The organism is Brevundimonas intermedia (assembly GCF_027922165.1).
Classification (GTDB): Bacteria; Pseudomonadota; Alphaproteobacteria; order Caulobacterales; family Caulobacteraceae; genus Brevundimonas; species Brevundimonas intermedia.
The window spans coordinates 575880-592114 of record NZ_BSFD01000011.1; the positions used below are offsets into that span (position 1 = coordinate 575880).

The following is a 16235-nucleotide window of genomic DNA, read 5'->3' on the forward strand; positions in this document are numbered from 1 at the left end:
CGTCGGATCATTTGCACACGCCTTCCTCGCCACGTAAACAGCGGCGCCTCTCCCGGCAAAAAACGTCCAGAGTCACGGGATACCCATGTCCAGCCTGCAATCTTCCGCCCTCGCCCGCGTCAAGCCTTCGGCCACCATCGCCGTCACCGCCCAGGCCCGGAAGCTTAAAGCCGAGGGGCGCGACGTGATCGGCCTCGGCGCCGGAGAGCCCGACTTCGACACGCCCGAGAATATCAAACAGGCCGCCATCGACGCGATCCATCGCGGCGAGACCAAATACACCGACGCAGACGGCATGCCCGAGCTGAAGAAGGCCATCGTGGCCAAGTTCGCCCGCGAGAACGGTCTGACCTATGACGTCTCACAGATCCACGTCGCCCCCGGCGGCAAGCCGGTCATCTTCAACGCCCTGGTCGCCACCCTGAACCCCGGCGACGAGGTCATCGTGCCCGCCCCCTACTGGGTCTCCTACCCCGACATGGTGCTGCTGGCCGGCGGCGAGCCCGTCACTGTGGTGGGCGAGGAAAAGGACGGCTTCAAGCTGCGTCCTGAAGTGCTGGAGGCCGCCATCACGCCCCGCACCAAGTGGCTGATCCTGAACAGCCCGTCCAACCCGACCGGCGCCGCCTACACCCAGGCGGAACTGCAGGCCCTGGCCGATGTCCTGCGTCGCCACCCGCATGTCTGGGTGCTGACCGACGACATGTACGAGCACCTCGTCTATGGCGACTTCGAATACACCACCATCGCCCAGATCGCGCCCGACTTGATCGACCGCACCCTGACGGTCAATGGCGTGTCCAAGGCCTATGCCATGACCGGCTGGCGTATCGGCTACGCCGGCGGCCCCAAGCCCTTGATCGACCTGATGCGCAAGGTGGCCAGCCAGACGACCTCCAACCCCACCAGCATAAGCCAGTGGGCGGCGGTCGAGGCCCTGAACGGAACCCAGGACTTCATCCCCGAGCGCAAGGCCGCCTTCGAGAAGCGCCGCGACTTGGTCGTCTCGATGCTGAACCAGGCGACCGGCCTCACCTGCGCGACGCCCGAAGGCGCCTTCTACGTCTATCCGTCCATCGCCGGGCTGATCGGCAAGACGACGGAATCGGGCGTGGTCATCGACGGCGATTCCACCTTCGCCGCCGAACTGCTGAACGCCGAGGGCGTCGCCGTGGTCCAGGGCGAGGCCTTCGGCCTGTCGCCCTATTTCCGCATCAGCTACGCCACCTCCGACGTCGTGCTGGAAGAAGCCTGCACCCGCATCCAGCGTTTCGCCGCCTCGCTGCGATAGAACGAACTATCGCCCAAACGATAACGGCGGCCCCGCAAGGAGCCGCCGTTTTTCTTTGCCTCGATGTCCGCTCGATCAGGGCCTGCTGGCCATGCCCAGTTTGATCGGCTTGGCGTCTTCGGCCAGGGCGCCGCGCTTGACGCCCCACAGCAGGATGATCGGCGCGCCGACATAGATCGACGAATAGGTGCCGACTATGATGCCGAACATCAGGGCGACCGAGAAGCCGAACAGGGCCTCGCCTCCGAAAATGGCCAGCGCCGCCAGCACCATGACGGCGGTCACGCCGGTGATGATGGTCCGCGACAGGGTCTCGTTCAGCGACAGGTCGATCACCTCGCGCAGCGGCATGGTCTTGTACTTGCGCAGGTTCTCACGAAGGCGGTCGAACACCACCACGGTGTCGTTCATCGAATAGCCGATGACGGTCAGGATGGCGGCGACCATGTTCAAGCTGAACTCCAGCCGGAACAGGACGATCAGACCGAATGTCAGGATCACGTCGTGCAGCAGACCGATCACGGCGCCGAAGCCGAACTGCGGCTCGAACCGGAACCAGATGTAGAGGAACATCAGGCCGATGGCGACGGCCAGGGCCAGCAGGCCTGAGGTGAACAGTTCGCCCGAGACCTTGGAGCCGACGACGCTGACGCCCGAATACTGGACCTCGCCCACCGTCTGGCTGATGGCGCTTTCCACTTGGTTGACCACCTGGGTCTGGTCTCGGCCTTCAGGCACCTGGAAGCGCAGGATGGCGGTCGAGCCGTCATCGACATTGGTGTCGCGGCGGGCGATGCCCTGCACCTGGACGTCGCCGAGGTTCAGGCCGTTGACGGCCTCGCGCACCCGGTCAAGCTCGATCGCCTGACCGGCCGGCTTGGACACCTCCATCGAGGCGCCGCCCCGGAAGTCGATGCCCATGTTCAGGCCGGGAATGAAACACGCCACGATCGAGGCGACGCACAGAACCACCGACAGCACCGCGGCGAACCGGGCATATTTGACGAAATGGAAATTCGTCTTCTGCGGCAGCAGTTTGATGAGGGGCCATCCACGCATCGCCATCACTCCGCGATCGGCAGTTTTTTGGGCTTGGCGGTCTTGAGCCAGTAGGCCAGCAGCACTTGCGCCACCAGAACTGACGAGAACACCGAGGTGAAGACGCCGATGCTCAGCGTCCAGGCGAAGCCGCGCACCGGGCCGGCGCCGAAGACGAACATGATCGCCGCCGCCACCAGGGTGGTGACGTTTGCGTCCAGGATCGTGCCCCAGGCCTTGGAGAAGCCGGCATCCATGCTGGCGATCACGCTTCGACCCGACCGCGCCTCGTCACGCATCCGCTCATAGATCAGGACGTTGGCGTCCACGGCCACGGCGAAAGTCAGGATCAGACCGGCGATGCCCGGCAGGGTCAGGGTCGCCTGGGTCAGCGACATGGCCGCCACGATCAGCACCCCGTTCAGCACCAGGCCGACGACCGACACGCCCCCGAACAGGAAGCCGTAGGCCAGGATCATGAACACCACGATGATCGCAAAGCCCACGGCGGTAGACAGAGCGCCCGCCGCCACGGCGTCCGCGCCCAGTTCGGCCGTCACCGTCCGGCGCTCCTCGACGTTCAGCGGCGCCGGCAGGGCGCCGCCGTTCAGCAGGTTCACCAGCGTCGCGGCCTCCTGAATCGAGAAGCTGCCGGTGATCTGGCCCGAACCCGTGGTGATCGCGCTCTGGATCGTCGGCGCGGAAATCACCTTGCCGTCCAGGATGATGGCGAAGGGTTTGCCCAGGTTGTTGGCGGTGGCCTCGCCGAACCGGCGTGCGCCGGCGCCGTCGAAGCGGAAGTCGATGGCCGGGCGACCGCTCTGGTCGGCGCCGACGCCGGCTCGGGTCAGGTTCTCACCCGACACCAGCACCCGCTTCTTGACCAGATAAGGCGTGCCCTGTTCGTCCATCAGCAGTTCGGCGTCCGGCGGCACGCGGCCGGCCATGGCATCCGTCACCGAATTCTCGCTGTCCACCATCTGGAAGGTCAGCTGCGCCGTCTGGCCGATCACTTCTTCCAGCTTGCTCGGGTCGCTTTCGCCCGGCGCCTGGACCACGATCCGGTCGGCGCCCTGACGGGTGATGGAGGGTTCACGCGTGCCCAGGCTGTCGATCCGGCGGCGCACCACCTCGATCGACTGGTCCACGGCGGTCGATCCCATGCCGGCCAGGGCTGTGTCCGTATAGGCGAAGCGGATGCGGTCCCCGCCCACGCGCGTCGCGGCCCGCTCGACCTGGCCCGACGGCCCCGCCGCCCCGGCCAGCTGGCGCAGCGCCTCGAAAGCCGCCGTCTGCTGGCCCGGATTGGCCAGGGTGACGATCACGCCGCCGGCCTCACGCTGGAAACCGTTGGTGGCGATGCCCTCGCCGTTCAGCGTGACCCGCACGTCCTCGATCAGATTGGCGACGCGCTTCTCGCGCATCGCGGCCACATCGACTTCCAGCAGCAGGTACGACCCGCCCTGCAGGTCCAGCCCCAGGTTCAGGGCGTTCTTCGGCAGCCAACCGGGCATCGCCTCCCGCTGAGCCGGGCTCAGCAGATTCGGGAAGGCCAGCAGGCAGCCCAGGATCGCCGAGGCGACGACGAGAATGACTTTCCAGCGCGACAGCTGAATCATGAGGACAGTCCAGGTTCAGCGATACGCTTGGTGTCAGGCCTTGGAATCGTTGGCGGCGATGGCGGTGCGATTGCGCACCTCGGCGATCATCGTCTTGACGACGCGTACATTCACGCTGGGAGCGATCTCGACATTGACCTCGCCCTCTTCGACGCGGGTCACCTTGCCGATGGTCCCGCTGGACAGCACGACCGTGTCGCCGCGCTTCACGGCGGCGATGGCGGCTGCATGTTCCTTGGCCCGCTTCTGCTGCGGACGGATCAGGAGGAAGTAGAACAGGATGAAGATGGCGACGATCGGCAGGAACTGCATGATCACGGCCATCATGCCGCCGTCAGCTGGGGCGCCCATGGGTAGTCTCCGAACACAAGGGGGGCTGCCCTCGTCGGCGCCCCATTAAAACGAGGCGCGGAACCTAGGGCTCCGTCTCGCGGATTGCAACGCGGCTAAGCGTCAGCGCGGCAATACGGTCAGCGGATCGACCGCGACGGGGTCGTCGCCGCGCATCTGGCGGGTCTCGAAATGGATCGAGGGGCGGCCGTCGCCGGCGGTCAGGCCGACGGTGCCGATCTGCTGTCCGGCGCGCACGTCGTCGCCGTCCTTGACCGTGGCCGAACCCAGATGGCCGTACACGGTGCGCCAGCCGCCGTTGTGGACGATCAGGACCGTCAGTCCCTGGCCCACCAAGTCGTCGCCGACATAGGCCACACGCCCGCCGGCGGCCGCCACAACCGAGGCGCCGGCCGAGGCGCCGATATTGATCCCATTGTTGCGCTCGCCCATGCCCACCGGGCCGAACCGGCGCAGGACGTCGCCCCGCACCGGCCATTGCAGGGCGATGGGACCGCCCGCGATGGGCGTCGTCGACGGGGCGGCGCTCACTGGCGGACGGGCGGGAGTCTCAACCGGCCGGGTCTGGGCCGGCAGGGCCGCATTGCCCGAGGGCGGCGGCGGGGGCGGCGGAACCACGCCGGTGTTCGGGACCAGCACCCCGGCCGGCGACGGCCCGGTAGCGTAGGGATCGCGCCCCGTATCGACGGCGGCGTCCGGCAGAATGATTCTCTGCCCCGTCGTGATCGCCCCCCGCGGCCCCAGGCCGTTCAGATCGATCAGGGTCTGCACCGGTGTCTGGAACCGGCGCCCGACGCCCGAGATCGTGTCGCCCGGCTGGATCACATAGGCGGCGCCCGGCGTCACCACGCCTGAGGGGGCCGGCGACGTCGGATAGGAGGAGGCAGGAGGAACATAGGTCGGCTGCGTCGGCGTCACCGTGACCGGCGGGGGCAGATATCCCCCGTCCACCTGGCCGACGGGCGCCGTCGCTTGCGGCTGCGGCTGCTGAGTGGTCGGCTGTCCGTACGGGCCTTGCTGCGCCGGGGACGGATAGGCGCCCTGCCCGGCCGGCGTCGGTCGCGTCGAATACCGCGGCTCGGACGGATAGGTCATACAGGCCGCAGCACTCAGCGACGCCCCCGCGATCACAACCGCTCTTATCCAGCCCGACATCACCGCCACCGGCCGCTCCTCACATGGTTAAATCCGCCCGCCCGGTGTGCCCGCTCGCGCCGCCCAAGCCAAGCCCGCAATCATCGCCAAAGTTGGGCGTGAAGGTTAACGCGGTCTTCGGCCCGCAGACGTAAGACGGCGGCGCACTGGAGGACGTATTTCGTCACCACGACGATGCGGTCATCAAGAAGGCCGCCAGATTGCAGGAATATTTCCAGTTTCAACGGCTTAATATACGGCGCCGGCAGTTCCACCGGAAAGTCCGACCAAGCATTTTTGACGCCCGCATTATGCCAGCCTCCGTGTTTGACATGGCGGCTTTACGAGGTTCGGGCGTCTTCTGATCGGCGAAGGAGATGACCATGAGCCGTTCACATTTGCTGGCGGAGTCGCTGAAACGCCCCGCTGCCCCACCCTCCATCTGGAAGATGGCCTTGACCGTTATAGGCGCCCTGTTTGGCGCGCCGATTCACCGGGGGCCGTCACGATGATGCGGGGCTATGTGGAAGGCGGAGCCGCGTATCCGGCGCCGCCCCGACGATACAGAGTCGTGCCAAGCGCCGCCGGATGGGCCGTCGCCGTCAACGACGCGATGACCCGTCCCCTGCCCGATCGGGCAACGGCCGAACGGCTGGCGGCGCGTTTGCAGGCCGAGGCGGATCGACTCAATCGCGACCAGCACAGGTGGGTGCAATGATCGCCGCCCCCGCCCCCACTCCTTCCGCAATCGAGACCCTGACGATCCGGCCCGCGAATGGGCAATGGCGCGTCACCTCCAGTGACGGTCTGTTCGAGGGCGTCTTCACCGACGCCAAAAGCGCTGTGAGGAGCGCCCGAGCCGAGGCGGAAGCCCATCGCGGTCATGTGCTGGTGCTGGGCTGAAAACAAGCCGCTCGTCGCCTTCTCTCCCAAGGGATAAGGACGAAAAAAATGGCCGGAGCATTGCGGCTCCGGCCATTGGTTTGTTCAGCGACAAAGCCGGAATCAGGCGGCGCCGTCGGCCTTTTTCTTGGAGGCTTCGGAATAGATCAGCAGAGGCTGGGCCTTGCCGTCGATGACCTCGGCGTTGACCACCACTTCCTCGACGCCTTCGAAGGTCGGCAGTTCGAACATGGTTTCCAGCAGAATGCCTTCCAGGATCGAACGCAGACCCCGCGCGCCGGTCTTGCGGGTGATGGCCTTCTTGGCGACGGCGATCAGGGCGTCGTCGGTGAAGGTCAGTTCGACATTCTCCATCTCGAACAGGCGCTTGTACTGTTTGACCAGGGCGTTCTTCGGCTCGGTCAGGATGGTGACCAGGGCCGTCTCGTCCAGGTCTTCCAGCGTCGCCAGAACGGGCAGACGGCCGATGAACTCGGGAATCAGGCCGAAACGCATCAGGTCGTCAGGCTCGACACCCTTGAGGATGTCGCCGGTGCGACGTTCGTCGATTTCCTTGACCTGGGCGCCGAAGCCGATGGAGGCCCCTGCCCCGCGCGCCGAGATCACCTTCTCCAGGCCGGCGAAGGCGCCGCCGACAATGAAGAGGATGTTGGCGGTGTCGACCTGCAGGAACTCCTGCTGCGGATGCTTGCGGCCGCCCTGAGGCGGCACGGAGGCGACCGTGCCTTCCATGATCTTCAGCAGGGCCTGCTGCACGCCTTCGCCCGAGACGTCGCGGGTGATGGAGGGATTGTCCGACTTGCGGCTGATCTTGTCGATTTCATCGATGTAGACGATGCCGCGCTGGGCCCGTTCGACATTGTAGTCGGAAGCCTGGAGCAGCTTCAGGATGATGTTCTCGACGTCTTCGCCCACATAACCGGCTTCGGTCAGGGTGGTGGCGTCGGCCATGGTGAATGGCACGTCGATGATTCGGGCCAGGGTCTGGGCCAGCAGCGTCTTGCCCGAACCGGTCGGGCCGATCAGCATGATGTTCGACTTGGCCAGTTCGACGTCGTTGTTCTTCGTCGCGTGGTTCAGACGCTTGTAGTGATTGTGGACCGCGACCGAGAGGACCTTCTTGGCGTGCGACTGGCCGATGACATAGTCGTCGAGGACGTCGCGGATCTCCTTCGGCGTGGGTACGCCGTCGGTGGTCTTCTTGAACCCGATCTTGTGCTCTTCACGGATGATGTCCATGCACAATTCGACACATTCATCGCAGATGAAAACGGTCGGGCCCGCAATCAGTTTGCGGACCTCGTGCTGGCTCTTTCCGCAGAACGAGCAGTACAGGGTGCTTTTGGCGTCAGAGCCGGCTGCTTTGGTCATAGACCCTTATCTCACTCCCGCGGAGCGGACCGAAATGGCCCGAAACGCGCTTCCTCCACGTTGATTCCAGCACTCTGGACGCAAAGGTCTTCAAAAAATGACAATCACCCATCCCACGTTCAACGACAACCCCGAAGGCGGCAGAGGATTGTTGCAGTGCGTGGATGGATCAGTGTCGTTGGGGATCAAGGCGAATGTCTGACATGGGAAGCCTGCAGGATTTGCGCCAGTCTCGGACCAAATCGGGACAGGCGGGGCCGATTGTGGCCTTCGATTTCGACGGCACACTGACCGTGCGCGACAGTTTCACCGAATTCCTGCGCTGGAAGGCCGGGCCGGGCGGCTGGGCCCTGGGCCTGGTCAAGCTGGCCCCGGCCCTGGCGGCCTATGGGCGACATCGAGACCGGGGACGGATCAAGGTCGCCTCGGTGAAGGAATTCCTAGCCGGGGAGACCCGCGAGTCGTTGGAGGCGGAGGCGGAGCGGTTCGCCGAGGTCATGTGGTCGCGACTGATGCGGCCGGACGCCCTTGCGGTCTGGGACGACTGGGGCCGGCGCGGCGCTCATCGCGTAATTGTGACCGCCTCGCCCGAGACGACGGTGGCGCCGTTTGCGCGTCGGCTGGGGGCCGAGGCCCTGCTGGGCACACAGCTGGCCTTTGATGCACAGGACCGCGTGACCGACGCCTTCGCCGGCCCCAATTGTCGGGGCGAGGAGAAGGTGCGGCGGCTGAAGGCCGCCTACAGCGACGATATGACGCTCACCGCCGCCTATGGCGACACCTCGGGCGACCGCGAGATGCTGGCGATGGCGCAGGAGGCCGGGTTCCGGGTGTTCAAAGCCCGGCCTTGAAGCCTGGGCGGAGTCAGTTCCCGTCGGCGTCGACGTCAAAGACCACGGCCTTGCCGCGCGACGCAGGGTCCCATCCCGCCTCGATGGCCGAGGCGACGGCGTTGCGCACGGCGTCGACATTGACCCGCTGCTTCTCGACGTCCGGCCGGCCGTTGGGGCGCAAGGGCGGCGGAAACTGGACGATGGCCTCGCGTTTGAAGTCGGCGTGTCGCAGGGACACGGCCATGCCCTCCCAGACATTGCCGCCCTTGGGCTGAGGCTGGCGGCGGAGTTCCCACACATAGGTCTCGCCGTCGACTTCGACCGTGCCGCTTGGATCTCGTGTGAACTGCATGGCGGTTCCGATAGCACAAAATGAAAAGGGCGCGCCGCAAAGGCGCGCCCTTTTTACCTGTCGTCAGACGGCTTAGTGGCCGGGCGTTTTCACGCCGTCGGCGTCGGCCTGTTCGCGGCGGTCATAGACGTGATCCACGATGCCCCAAGCCTTAGCCTCTTCGGCCGACATGAAGTGATCCCGATCGAGGGTCTTTTCGACTTCCTCATAAGTCCGGCCGGTGTGATGGACGTAGATCTCGTTCAGACGACGCTTGGTGTAGCGAATATCGGCAGCGTGCAGTTCGATATCCGAAGCCTGGCCGCGGAAGCCGCCCGACGGCTGGTGCACCATGATGCGCGCGTTCGGTAGGGCGATGCGCTGGCCTGCGGCGCCGGCCGTCAGGATCAGCGAGCCGGCCGAGGCCGCCATGCCCATGACCACGGTCGAAACCGGGCTCTTGATGTACTGCATGGTGTCGTAGATCGCGAGCGCCGAGGACACCTGTCCGCCGGGGCTGTTGATATACATGGAGATTTCCTTCTTGGGATTCTCCGATTCCAGGAACAGCAGCTGGGCGCAAATGAGCGAGGCCATGCCGTCCTCGAACGGCCCCGTCAGGAAGATGATCCGCTCGCGCAGCAGGCGCGAGAAGATGTCGAAGGAGCGTTCGCCCCGGCTGGACTGCTCGACCACCATCGGGACGAGGTTCATGTTCATCAGTTCGATCGGATCGCGCATTCAGCCTTCTCGGGTGCAAGGTCCGGCGCCTGTCGCGCCGGTTCGCTCCAGCATATCGCGTCCAATGTGCCGCCGCGCAAGGCGTTGCTGCTAGTCCTCGCCCAGAGAGACGTCTTCGCTAGACCGCTGCCGCCGTCGTTCCGTCAAGGCGCGCGTCACTTCGGCGCGATGTCCGGCCACACTGTTGCGATTTAGGTCTGCGTCATAAACAGCATGCATATAGTCGATATCCCAGTCCGTCATCCCCTCTGGATAAAGGTCAGGCTCCTCGAAAACGTTCAGGACGGAAGGATGCGCCATCGGCGCTCGATAAGGGTCTATTTGGGTCAGCACCACCATGGCGACGTAATCGGTCAAGGCCGCCATGGACGTCCTTGCCGTCTTGGACAGGTCAATCACCACGGTGACGGTTTCGATGTCATACCTCAGCGTCGGTCGTATCAAGCTAGGCGCTCGGACAGCCATCACCGGCGCGGAAGCGTCTGGCGAATTCAGGGAGCGGCCGCCCATGAGCACGCCTTCATCGATGCTGCGAGGATAGGTTATGTGCCACCAACGGACAGGCGCGTCGGAGGTTCTAAATCGCTCGAGATCAAACAAATCCTTGCTGGAATGATCGACCCGATCACGGAAGCGACGACGATCGGCGCGAATCAGACTGTCGGCCATACGCGCACCGTCTTCGGCGCCCACGATAAGGACGTTGGTCCGGCATCCCGGCCCGCCGACATCCAGCCCCACTTCTGCGGCGCGCCGACCAACACCGTCACTGACATACTGACCCCAGGGGGCCCGAAAATGGGCGACGCTGATACAGAGCGGCTTGGCCCAGCGACCTGGCAGCGTGCCTAGAGGCGGCCGATCGTCCACCGACCGCGCAAAGTCCCGCGCGGCGTCCTCAAGACGCCTTCCCGTCACCTCGATACTCTCGACCTCGGTGGCTTCGCGAGAAATCGTTCGATCCTGCCCAGAATCCTGCTGCTGTCCTGAGATGGCAAAAGCCGCTGCTATAACAAGCCACATTCCAACACCCCCTGGATCGTCCGCAGGGGATCATGCCATTAAATGTCCATGTCGCGCTTGATGAAAAATGGGCCTTTTCACTCGGGCGCTTTGTCGGAGTTTTCCGCAAACCGGGCCTGTCGCCGAGCGACAAGGGCGCGCGCGACCTCGGCCTGATGCCCTCGAACAGAATTGCGCGTGAGATCAGCGGCGTAGACGGCGTGAATATAGTCCACGTCCCAATCCGTCATGGACGCGTAGCGGCCAGGTTCGTTGAACATATTCAAAACAGTGGATTGACCGTCGAAGCGCTCTCGCGGATCAATCTGCGCAAGGGTGACCAAGGCGATGTAATCCGCGAGCGCAGACATGGGTACGTCGCCGGTCTTCGATAGATCAACCACCACAGTAACCGTCTCGATGTCGTAGCGGATCGTCGGGGCGATCAGGCTTGGATTGCGCACCGCCATTTTTGGTGAAATCAGGCCTTGGTTCGTTTCGCCCCACGTCTCAATGCCACTAGCGCGACCGCCCATCACTTCGCCTTCCGCCAGTGTGCGTGGATAGGTCACTTGCCACCACCTCACAGCCGCATCCGACCGCCGGAAATGATTAAGATCGGACAAGTCATGACTGGAGTGATCGACAGGCGGCCGGAACCTTCGGCGATCAAGCTTGACAATGGCGTCTGCCGTTTGCGCTCCATCACCCGAAGCGACAATGAGGACGTTTGGATGGCACCCAGGACCAGAGACGTCCAAGCCCACATCAATCGCGCGTCTCGTCAGGCCATCGACCATGAACCGTCCCCAAGGCGCGCGGAAGTTGGCTACGCTTATGCAAAGGGGCTTGGTCCATCGACCGGGCAAGGTTCCCAGCGGTGGTTCGACGTCCACCGTCCGCACAAAGTTTTGAGCGGCATCCTCGAGCCGGCTGCCGACGACCTCAACGCTGTCGATATGCAAAGCCGCATTCGGATCAGCCGGGGTCTGCTCCTGCACGCTCACAACTGCAGCTAGCACTGCGGCAAATTTCGTCAGCATGACCTCAACCCCTTTCTTGCTCTCCGACAATCATAAGGGGGCGCAACCCGTCGTTCGGTCAACAAAAAAGGGCGCTCCGACGGAGCGCCCCTATCTTGCGGTAAAGACGAAAGCGATCAGGCCTCTTCGTCTTCCTTCAGAAGCTCTTCCTTGGTGATCGGGGTGTCGGTCACCTCGGCCAGGCCGACGATCAGGTCGACGACCTTCTCCTCATAGATCGGCGCGCGCATCTGGGCGGCGGCGTTGGGGTTCTGGCGGTAGAAGTTCAGGACGGCCTGTTCCTGGCCCGGATAGTTGCGGGCTTCCTGCAGCAGGGCGGCGTTCAGCTCCTGGTCGGTGACCTGGACGTTGTTGGCGCGGCCGATCTCGGCCAGGACCAGACCCAGGCGCACGCGGCGCTCGGCGATCTTGCGGTATTCGGCCTTCAGGTCCTCGTCGGACTTGGCGGCATCCTCTTCCGGCAGGCGGCCGGCGGCCTTGTCGGCCTCGACCTGTTGCCAGATGCCGTCAAACTCGGCCTCGACCATCTTCGGCGGCAGCGGGAAGTCATGGGCCGTGTCCAGCTGGTCCAGCAGGGCGCGCTTCAGCTTGAAGCGGGCGGCGCCGGCGTATTGCTGGTTCAGGTTCTGGCTCAGCAGTTCCTTGAGCTTGTCCAGAGATTCCAGACCGATGCGCTTGGCGAAGTCCTCGTCGACCTTGGCTTCGACCTCGGCCTTGATGGCCTTCACCTTGACGTCGAAGGTGGCCAGTTTGCCGGCCAGATGGGCGGCCTGATAGTTCTCGGGGAAGGTGACCTCGATGGTCTTTTCTTCACCGACCTTGGCGCCGGTCAGCTGCTCTTCGAAGCCGGGGATGAAACGGCCTGAGCCGATCACCAGGTCCGCGTCCTCGGCGGCGCCGCCGTCGAAGGGCTCGCCGTCCAGCTTGCCCAGGAAGTCGATAGTCAGTTGGTCGCCCTCGGCGGCCTTGACGGTCTTGCCCTTCTTGTCCTCGTAGGACTTGGCCTGGCCGGCCAGCTCCGCCAGGGCTTCGTCCAGATCGGCGTCCGAGGCTTCGTAGGTCGGGCGGTCCAGCTTCAGGGTCTTGGGGTCGACCGGGGTGAAGTCCGGCATGATCTCCAGCGACATCTCATAGGCAAGGTCTTCCTGACCGGCGATGACCTTGTCCATGTCGGAAGTCAGCTTCATCTCGGCCGGGGCGGCCGGACGGACCTTGGCCTCGTCCAGGGCCTTCTGGCTGGTCTCGTTCAGTTCGGCGTTGATGATCTCGCCCATGAACTCGCGGCCGAATGTCTTCTTGACGTGGGCGACCGGCACCTTGCCCGGACGGAAGCCCTTGAGCTTCACCTGGGGGGCGACTTCCTTGACGCGGGCTTCGAGCTTCTCGTTCAGCTCCGCGACGGGAATGGTGACCGCGAACACGCGGCTGAGGCCTTCGTTCGACTTTTCGACGACTTGCATGGTCGGGATTTCTGACGCTCTGGGGCGCATGGACCGTCGAGACGGCCGGCGCGGAATGGATAAAGCAAGAAGGCCGCCCCGTTAGGAGCGGCGCCTCGAAGCCCGCCCTTATGTCGAGAAGGGCTCCAAAGGTCAACGCGAGCGTGGCCTCGGACAGTGGTTTCACGCCGCATCGGGGGTTATGTTGGCCGAATGAGCCAGCCCGCCTCCCCCATCGGCGTCTTCGTCACGCCCGTTACGCCGCTTCAGCAGAACTGCACCACCGTTTGGTGCACCGCCACGAACAAGGCGGCGGTAATTGATCCGGGCGGCTCGGTGGATGCGGTTTTGGGCGAGGTGGCGCGGCGCGGCCTGACCCTGGACCAGATCTGGATCACACACGGCCACCTGGATCACGCAGGAGGCGCGGCGGAAATGCAGGAAAAGACCGGGGTCCAGATCACCGGGCCGCAGAAGGCCGATCAGTTCTGGATTGACCGGATCGTTGAAAGCGGTCGGATGTACGGCCTGCCGGACGCCCGCCCCTTCACCCCCGACCGCTGGCTGGAAGACGGCGATAGGGTCAGTCTGGGCGAAACGACCTGGGAGGTGCGCCACTGCCCCGGCCACACGCCGGGCCATGTGATCTTCTTCAATCGCGCGGCGCGATTCGCCCAGGTCGGGGATGTGTTGTTCAAGGGATCAGTGGGCCGGACCGACTTCCCGATGAGCGATCCGCCCGCCCTGATCCGCGCCGTGGTGGAGAAGTTGTGGCCGCTGGGCGAAGACGTCACCTTCGTGCCGGGCCACGGGCCGATCTCGACCTTCGGCGAAGAGCGGCGGACCAATCCGTTCGTGTCGGACGCGGCGCTGCGGAGTGCGCCGATCCAGAGGGAGCCGGTAGGGCCGGCTTAGATTGCTTTCTTCTCCCCTTGCGGGAGGAGGTCGCCCGAAGGGCCGGATGAGGGGGGCCGACGGTGGGCCAACTCGCACCACCTTGCCGCTCACCCTTTGGCTGCTTCGCGCCGCCCTTCGGGTCGCGCCACAACGACGGCTTCGCCGCCGTGCGCTCAAGCCCTCTCCCGGCGGGAGAGGGTGTCTATCGGCGCAGCAGCATGCCGATGATCACACCGACGCCCAAGGCGTAGAGGGTGGTCTTCATCGGTTCGTCACGGATGCCGTCGCGGGCGGTTTCGACGCGGCCGATCACCTTGCTGCGGATCAGTTCGGCGTCCTCGCGCAGGGCTTGTCGGATGGAGGTCGTGTTTTCGAAGCTGCGAGGCTCGCTCTCGGCGAGGATGGCGTCGGCCTGACGGTCCAAGCGCTGGGTCAGGGTGTCGTCTTCCAAGACGATGTCGTCGGGCGATGCGGGGGCGATGGGTGTCTGGGTCATGATGATCTCCGAGGGTTCCGACACTGAACCGGCCCGCCACGATCCAGTTCCAGCCTAGGCTCGTGAACATTGCGGGTCGGGTGGCGTTCTTCAAAGCCAAGGAGAATGTTCATGACCTATGTCGAACCCACGCCCCCAGGAAACCCGCAACCCGAGATCCAGCCCGAGCCTACGCCCCAGCCCGAAATCGATCCATCCGACACGCCGGACGAAATGCCGCCGATGGAACCCGGCGGTGGCGGCGAAGGTGATTCCCGACCCTACGGAGCCGTTTAAAGTCAAACCACAATGACGTTCAGAGGCGGGACAGTAAAACGGAGTTCCGCACGGAACCGTCACCGAGTCACAGGGTTCACATCGGCAAGCGCAACGGCAGCACTGAAAGGAACACCGATGGACAGCCAACCGACGCGACCCTCCGGCGTTTCCAAGCGAGGCTTCGCCTCCATGGATCCCGAACGTCAACGCGAGATCGCGCGCAAGGGGGGCGCCAGCGTCCCCAGCGAAAAGAGAAGCTTCTCGCAAGACCGCAGCCTGGCGGCCCAGGCCGGACGCAAGGGCGGCGAGGCCTCTCACGGCCCCAAGAAGGACGCCGCTTCGGACGAAGCTGAATAGACGTCCACACAGAGAGTCCAAAAAGGGCGGAGCATTCAGTGCTCCGCCCTTCTTCTATGACAAGCCTCTGGGAGGCCTGTTCAGGCCGCCGTTCGAATTTCGTCAGGACGTAAAGTCAGCACCTGAACCCCGTCTTTCGTCACAGCCACCGTATGCTCGAACTGGGCGGACAATCCGGCGTCGGCCGTAACAACCGTCCATCCGTCCACCTCGGTCTTCACCGTACGGCGTCCTTGGTTGAGCATGGGTTCGATGGTGAAGACCATGCCTTCGCGCATGGTCACGCCGGTTCCAGGCTTGCCGAAATGTAAGACCTGGGGCGGCTCGTGCATCTCGCGCCCGATGCCGTGACCGCAATAGTCCCGGACGACCGAGTATCCAAAACGCTTGGCGTGACGTTCGATGGCGAAACCGATGTCGCCCAAGGCGGCGCCCGGCCGGACCACCTGAATCCCCTTCCACATCGCGGCATAGGTGGCCGCGACCAGCCTTCGGGCGGCCGGAGATACGTCCCCGACCAGGTAGGTCTTGCTGGAGTCGGCGATATAACCGTTTTTCTCCAGCGTGATGTCGAAGTTGACGATGTCGCCGTCCCGCAGGATTTCGTCCTTGGACGGGACGCCGTGGCAGACGACCTGATTTCTTGAGCTGTTCAAGGCGAAGCCATAGCCATACTGGCCCTTGCTGGCCGGGCGGGCGCCGAGTTGGTCGACGATGAAAGCCTCGACCAGATCATTGATCTCAAGCGTGGTCATGCCGATCAGCGGCAACTCGTCCAGCCGCGTGAAAACGGAGGCGAGCAGCCGTCCCGACTCGGCCAACAACGCGACCTCGGCCGGGGTCTTGGTCATGCCGCGCCTGCGAGCTCAGCCGCCTCGACGCCTGCAGACCTCAGTTCCCGCGCGACCAAATCCTGGAAGCTGAGGCTCGGGTTCAACTCGCACAGCATGCCGATCTTGATCCAGAACGCCGCCTGGCCGTTGACCGAGCGAAAAGACGCCTTGCTGGCGCGGCGGAGCTGTTCATGCAGCTCATCCTCGATATTGACGATACCCACAACGCCTCGCTGGACTATATGATTTGCATGCGTTTCATATATTCCACCTCCGCGCACGGCAAGGCCGGCTCGGG

General features: G+C 64.4%; 19 protein-coding genes. 6 read left to right on the forward strand and 13 right to left on the reverse strand.

The features are described from left to right. Positions 1–85 precede the first annotated feature (85 nt). Positions 86–1291, forward strand: a complete 1206-nt coding sequence (locus PKE72_RS16230) for a pyridoxal phosphate-dependent aminotransferase (RefSeq protein ID WP_271166403.1) — start codon at positions 86–88, stop codon at positions 1289–1291. 75 nt (positions 1292–1366) lie between these two features. Here PKE72_RS16230 and secF read toward each other — a convergent pair whose 3' ends face one another. From secF to PKE72_RS16250, 4 genes are all read right to left on the reverse strand, one after another. Then, positions 1367–2356 carry a protein translocase subunit SecF gene (secF, locus tag PKE72_RS16235; RefSeq protein WP_271166404.1) on the reverse strand — a complete coding sequence of 330 codons (990 nt, stop codon included), beginning with the start codon at positions 2354–2356 and terminating at the stop codon, positions 1367–1369. Then, positions 2356–3948: a protein translocase subunit SecD gene (gene secD, locus PKE72_RS16240; RefSeq protein ID WP_271166405.1), complete on the reverse strand. Its 1593-nt coding sequence runs from the start codon at positions 3946–3948 to the stop codon at positions 2356–2358. Before secD ends, secF begins: the two co-directional genes overlap by 1 nt. Positions 3949–3981: 33 nt before the next feature. Continuing rightward, positions 3982–4299 carry a preprotein translocase subunit YajC gene (yajC, locus tag PKE72_RS16245; protein WP_271166406.1) on the reverse strand — a complete coding sequence of 106 codons (318 nt, stop codon included), beginning with the start codon at positions 4297–4299 and terminating at the stop codon, positions 3982–3984. A gap of 102 nt (positions 4300–4401) precedes the next feature. Beyond that, on the reverse strand, positions 4402–5454 hold the full coding sequence (locus tag PKE72_RS16250) for a M23 family metallopeptidase (protein ID WP_271166628.1): 1053 nt from the start codon (positions 5452–5454) through the stop codon (positions 4402–4404). 693 nt (positions 5455–6147) lie between these two features. On the opposite strand from PKE72_RS16250, the gene PKE72_RS16255 reads away from it, so the two are divergent. Continuing rightward, the gene (locus PKE72_RS16255) at positions 6148–6336 is read left to right on the forward strand and encodes a hypothetical protein (protein ID WP_271166407.1); all 189 of its coding nucleotides are present in this window, start codon (positions 6148–6150) and stop codon (positions 6334–6336) included. Between the two features lie 102 nt (positions 6337–6438). On the opposite strand, the gene clpX is transcribed toward PKE72_RS16255, so the two are convergent. Continuing rightward, entirely contained in the window at positions 6439–7707 is a 1269-nt protein-coding gene (gene clpX / locus PKE72_RS16260; RefSeq protein ID WP_008260240.1) for an ATP-dependent Clp protease ATP-binding subunit ClpX, read from the reverse strand. A 194-nt stretch (positions 7708–7901) separates the two neighbouring features. Here clpX and PKE72_RS16265 point away from each other — a divergent pair, with 194 nt between their 5' ends. After that, positions 7902–8558: an HAD-IB family hydrolase gene (locus PKE72_RS16265; protein ID WP_271166408.1), complete on the forward strand. Its 657-nt coding sequence runs from the start codon at positions 7902–7904 to the stop codon at positions 8556–8558. A gap of 13 nt (positions 8559–8571) precedes the next feature. Here PKE72_RS16265 and PKE72_RS16270 read toward each other — a convergent pair whose 3' ends face one another. The 5 genes from PKE72_RS16270 to tig all read right to left on the reverse strand — a co-directional run bounded on the left by PKE72_RS16270 (position 8572) and on the right by tig (position 13117). Continuing rightward, positions 8572–8892, reverse strand: a complete 321-nt coding sequence (locus PKE72_RS16270) for a hypothetical protein (protein ID WP_271166409.1) — start codon at positions 8890–8892, stop codon at positions 8572–8574. Between the two features lie 72 nt (positions 8893–8964). Beyond that, on the reverse strand, positions 8965–9612 hold the full coding sequence (locus PKE72_RS16275; protein WP_271166410.1) for an ATP-dependent Clp protease proteolytic subunit: 648 nt from the start codon (positions 9610–9612) through the stop codon (positions 8965–8967). Between the two features lie 90 nt (positions 9613–9702). Further along, positions 9703–10635 carry a hypothetical protein gene (locus PKE72_RS16280; RefSeq protein ID WP_271166411.1) on the reverse strand — a complete coding sequence of 311 codons (933 nt, stop codon included), beginning with the start codon at positions 10633–10635 and terminating at the stop codon, positions 9703–9705. 77 nt (positions 10636–10712) lie between these two features. Then, complete coding sequence (locus PKE72_RS16285) at positions 10713–11657, reverse strand: hypothetical protein (RefSeq protein ID WP_271166412.1); 945 nt, start codon at positions 11655–11657, stop codon at positions 10713–10715. 116 nt (positions 11658–11773) lie between these two features. Next, the gene (gene tig, locus PKE72_RS16290) at positions 11774–13117 is read right to left on the reverse strand and encodes a trigger factor (protein ID WP_271166413.1); all 1344 of its coding nucleotides are present in this window, start codon (positions 13115–13117) and stop codon (positions 11774–11776) included. Positions 13118–13309: 192 nt separating this feature from the next. On the opposite strand from tig, the gene PKE72_RS16295 reads away from it, so the two are divergent. After that, the gene (locus PKE72_RS16295) at positions 13310–14011 is read left to right on the forward strand and encodes an MBL fold metallo-hydrolase (RefSeq protein WP_271166414.1); all 702 of its coding nucleotides are present in this window, start codon (positions 13310–13312) and stop codon (positions 14009–14011) included. Positions 14012–14195: 184 nt separating this feature from the next. Here the strand turns inward: PKE72_RS16295 and PKE72_RS16300 are convergent, their stop codons facing one another. Then, the gene (locus PKE72_RS16300) at positions 14196–14489 is read right to left on the reverse strand and encodes a DUF883 C-terminal domain-containing protein (RefSeq protein ID WP_271166415.1); all 294 of its coding nucleotides are present in this window, start codon (positions 14487–14489) and stop codon (positions 14196–14198) included. 111 nt (positions 14490–14600) lie between these two features. On the opposite strand from PKE72_RS16300, the gene PKE72_RS16305 reads away from it, so the two are divergent. Together PKE72_RS16305 and PKE72_RS16310 are read left to right on the forward strand one after the other, a co-directional pair. After that, a complete protein-coding gene (locus PKE72_RS16305) occupies positions 14601–14765 on the forward strand; it encodes a hypothetical protein (protein WP_271166416.1) in 165 nt (54 codons plus the stop codon). A 117-nt stretch (positions 14766–14882) separates the two neighbouring features. After that, positions 14883–15104, forward strand: a complete 222-nt coding sequence (locus tag PKE72_RS16310; RefSeq protein ID WP_271166417.1) for a con-10 family general stress protein — start codon at positions 14883–14885, stop codon at positions 15102–15104. A gap of 80 nt (positions 15105–15184) precedes the next feature. Here PKE72_RS16310 and map read toward each other — a convergent pair whose 3' ends face one another. Next, positions 15185–15955 carry a type I methionyl aminopeptidase gene (gene map / locus PKE72_RS16315; RefSeq protein WP_271166418.1) on the reverse strand — a complete coding sequence of 257 codons (771 nt, stop codon included), beginning with the start codon at positions 15953–15955 and terminating at the stop codon, positions 15185–15187. Continuing rightward, the gene (locus PKE72_RS16320; RefSeq protein ID WP_271166419.1) at positions 15952–16161 is read right to left on the reverse strand and encodes a ParD-like family protein; all 210 of its coding nucleotides are present in this window, start codon (positions 16159–16161) and stop codon (positions 15952–15954) included. The genes map and PKE72_RS16320 overlap by 4 nt, the downstream gene beginning before the upstream one ends. Positions 16162–16235 lie beyond the last annotated feature (74 nt).

Bases quoted from the DNA above. Each gene is read 5' to 3' on its own strand.
- PKE72_RS16230 (WP_271166403.1), top strand. From the start codon at position 86: ATGTCCAGCCTGCAATCTTCCGCCCTCGCCCGCGTCAAGCCTTCGGCC.
- secF (WP_271166404.1), bottom strand. From the start codon at position 2,356: ATGGCGATGCGTGGATGGCCCCTCATCAAACTGCTGCCGCAGAAGACG.
- secD (WP_271166405.1), bottom strand. From the start codon at position 3,948: ATGATTCAGCTGTCGCGCTGGAAAGTCATTCTCGTCGTCGCCTCGGCG.
- yajC (WP_271166406.1), bottom strand. From the start codon at position 4,299: ATGGGCGCCCCAGCTGACGGCGGCATGATGGCCGTGATCATGCAGTTC.
- PKE72_RS16250 (WP_271166628.1), bottom strand. From the start codon at position 5,454: ATGTCGGGCTGGATAAGAGCGGTTGTGATCGCGGGGGCGTCGCTGAGT.
- PKE72_RS16255 (WP_271166407.1), top strand. From the start codon at position 6,148: ATGATCGCCGCCCCCGCCCCCACTCCTTCCGCAATCGAGACCCTGACG.
- clpX (WP_008260240.1), bottom strand. From the start codon at position 7,707: ATGACCAAAGCAGCCGGCTCTGACGCCAAAAGCACCCTGTACTGCTCG.
- PKE72_RS16265 (WP_271166408.1), top strand. From the start codon at position 7,902: ATGTCTGACATGGGAAGCCTGCAGGATTTGCGCCAGTCTCGGACCAAA.
- PKE72_RS16270 (WP_271166409.1), bottom strand. From the start codon at position 8,892: ATGCAGTTCACACGAGATCCAAGCGGCACGGTCGAAGTCGACGGCGAG.
- PKE72_RS16275 (WP_271166410.1), bottom strand. From the start codon at position 9,612: ATGCGCGATCCGATCGAACTGATGAACATGAACCTCGTCCCGATGGTG.
- PKE72_RS16280 (WP_271166411.1), bottom strand. From the start codon at position 10,635: ATGTGGCTTGTTATAGCAGCGGCTTTTGCCATCTCAGGACAGCAGCAG.
- PKE72_RS16285 (WP_271166412.1), bottom strand. From the start codon at position 11,657: ATGCTGACGAAATTTGCCGCAGTGCTAGCTGCAGTTGTGAGCGTGCAG.
- tig (WP_271166413.1), bottom strand. From the start codon at position 13,117: ATGCAAGTCGTCGAAAAGTCGAACGAAGGCCTCAGCCGCGTGTTCGCG.
- PKE72_RS16295 (WP_271166414.1), top strand. From the start codon at position 13,310: ATGAGCCAGCCCGCCTCCCCCATCGGCGTCTTCGTCACGCCCGTTACG.
- PKE72_RS16300 (WP_271166415.1), bottom strand. From the start codon at position 14,489: ATGACCCAGACACCCATCGCCCCCGCATCGCCCGACGACATCGTCTTG.
- PKE72_RS16305 (WP_271166416.1), top strand. From the start codon at position 14,601: ATGACCTATGTCGAACCCACGCCCCCAGGAAACCCGCAACCCGAGATC.
- PKE72_RS16310 (WP_271166417.1), top strand. From the start codon at position 14,883: ATGGACAGCCAACCGACGCGACCCTCCGGCGTTTCCAAGCGAGGCTTC.
- map (WP_271166418.1), bottom strand. From the start codon at position 15,955: ATGACCAAGACCCCGGCCGAGGTCGCGTTGTTGGCCGAGTCGGGACGG.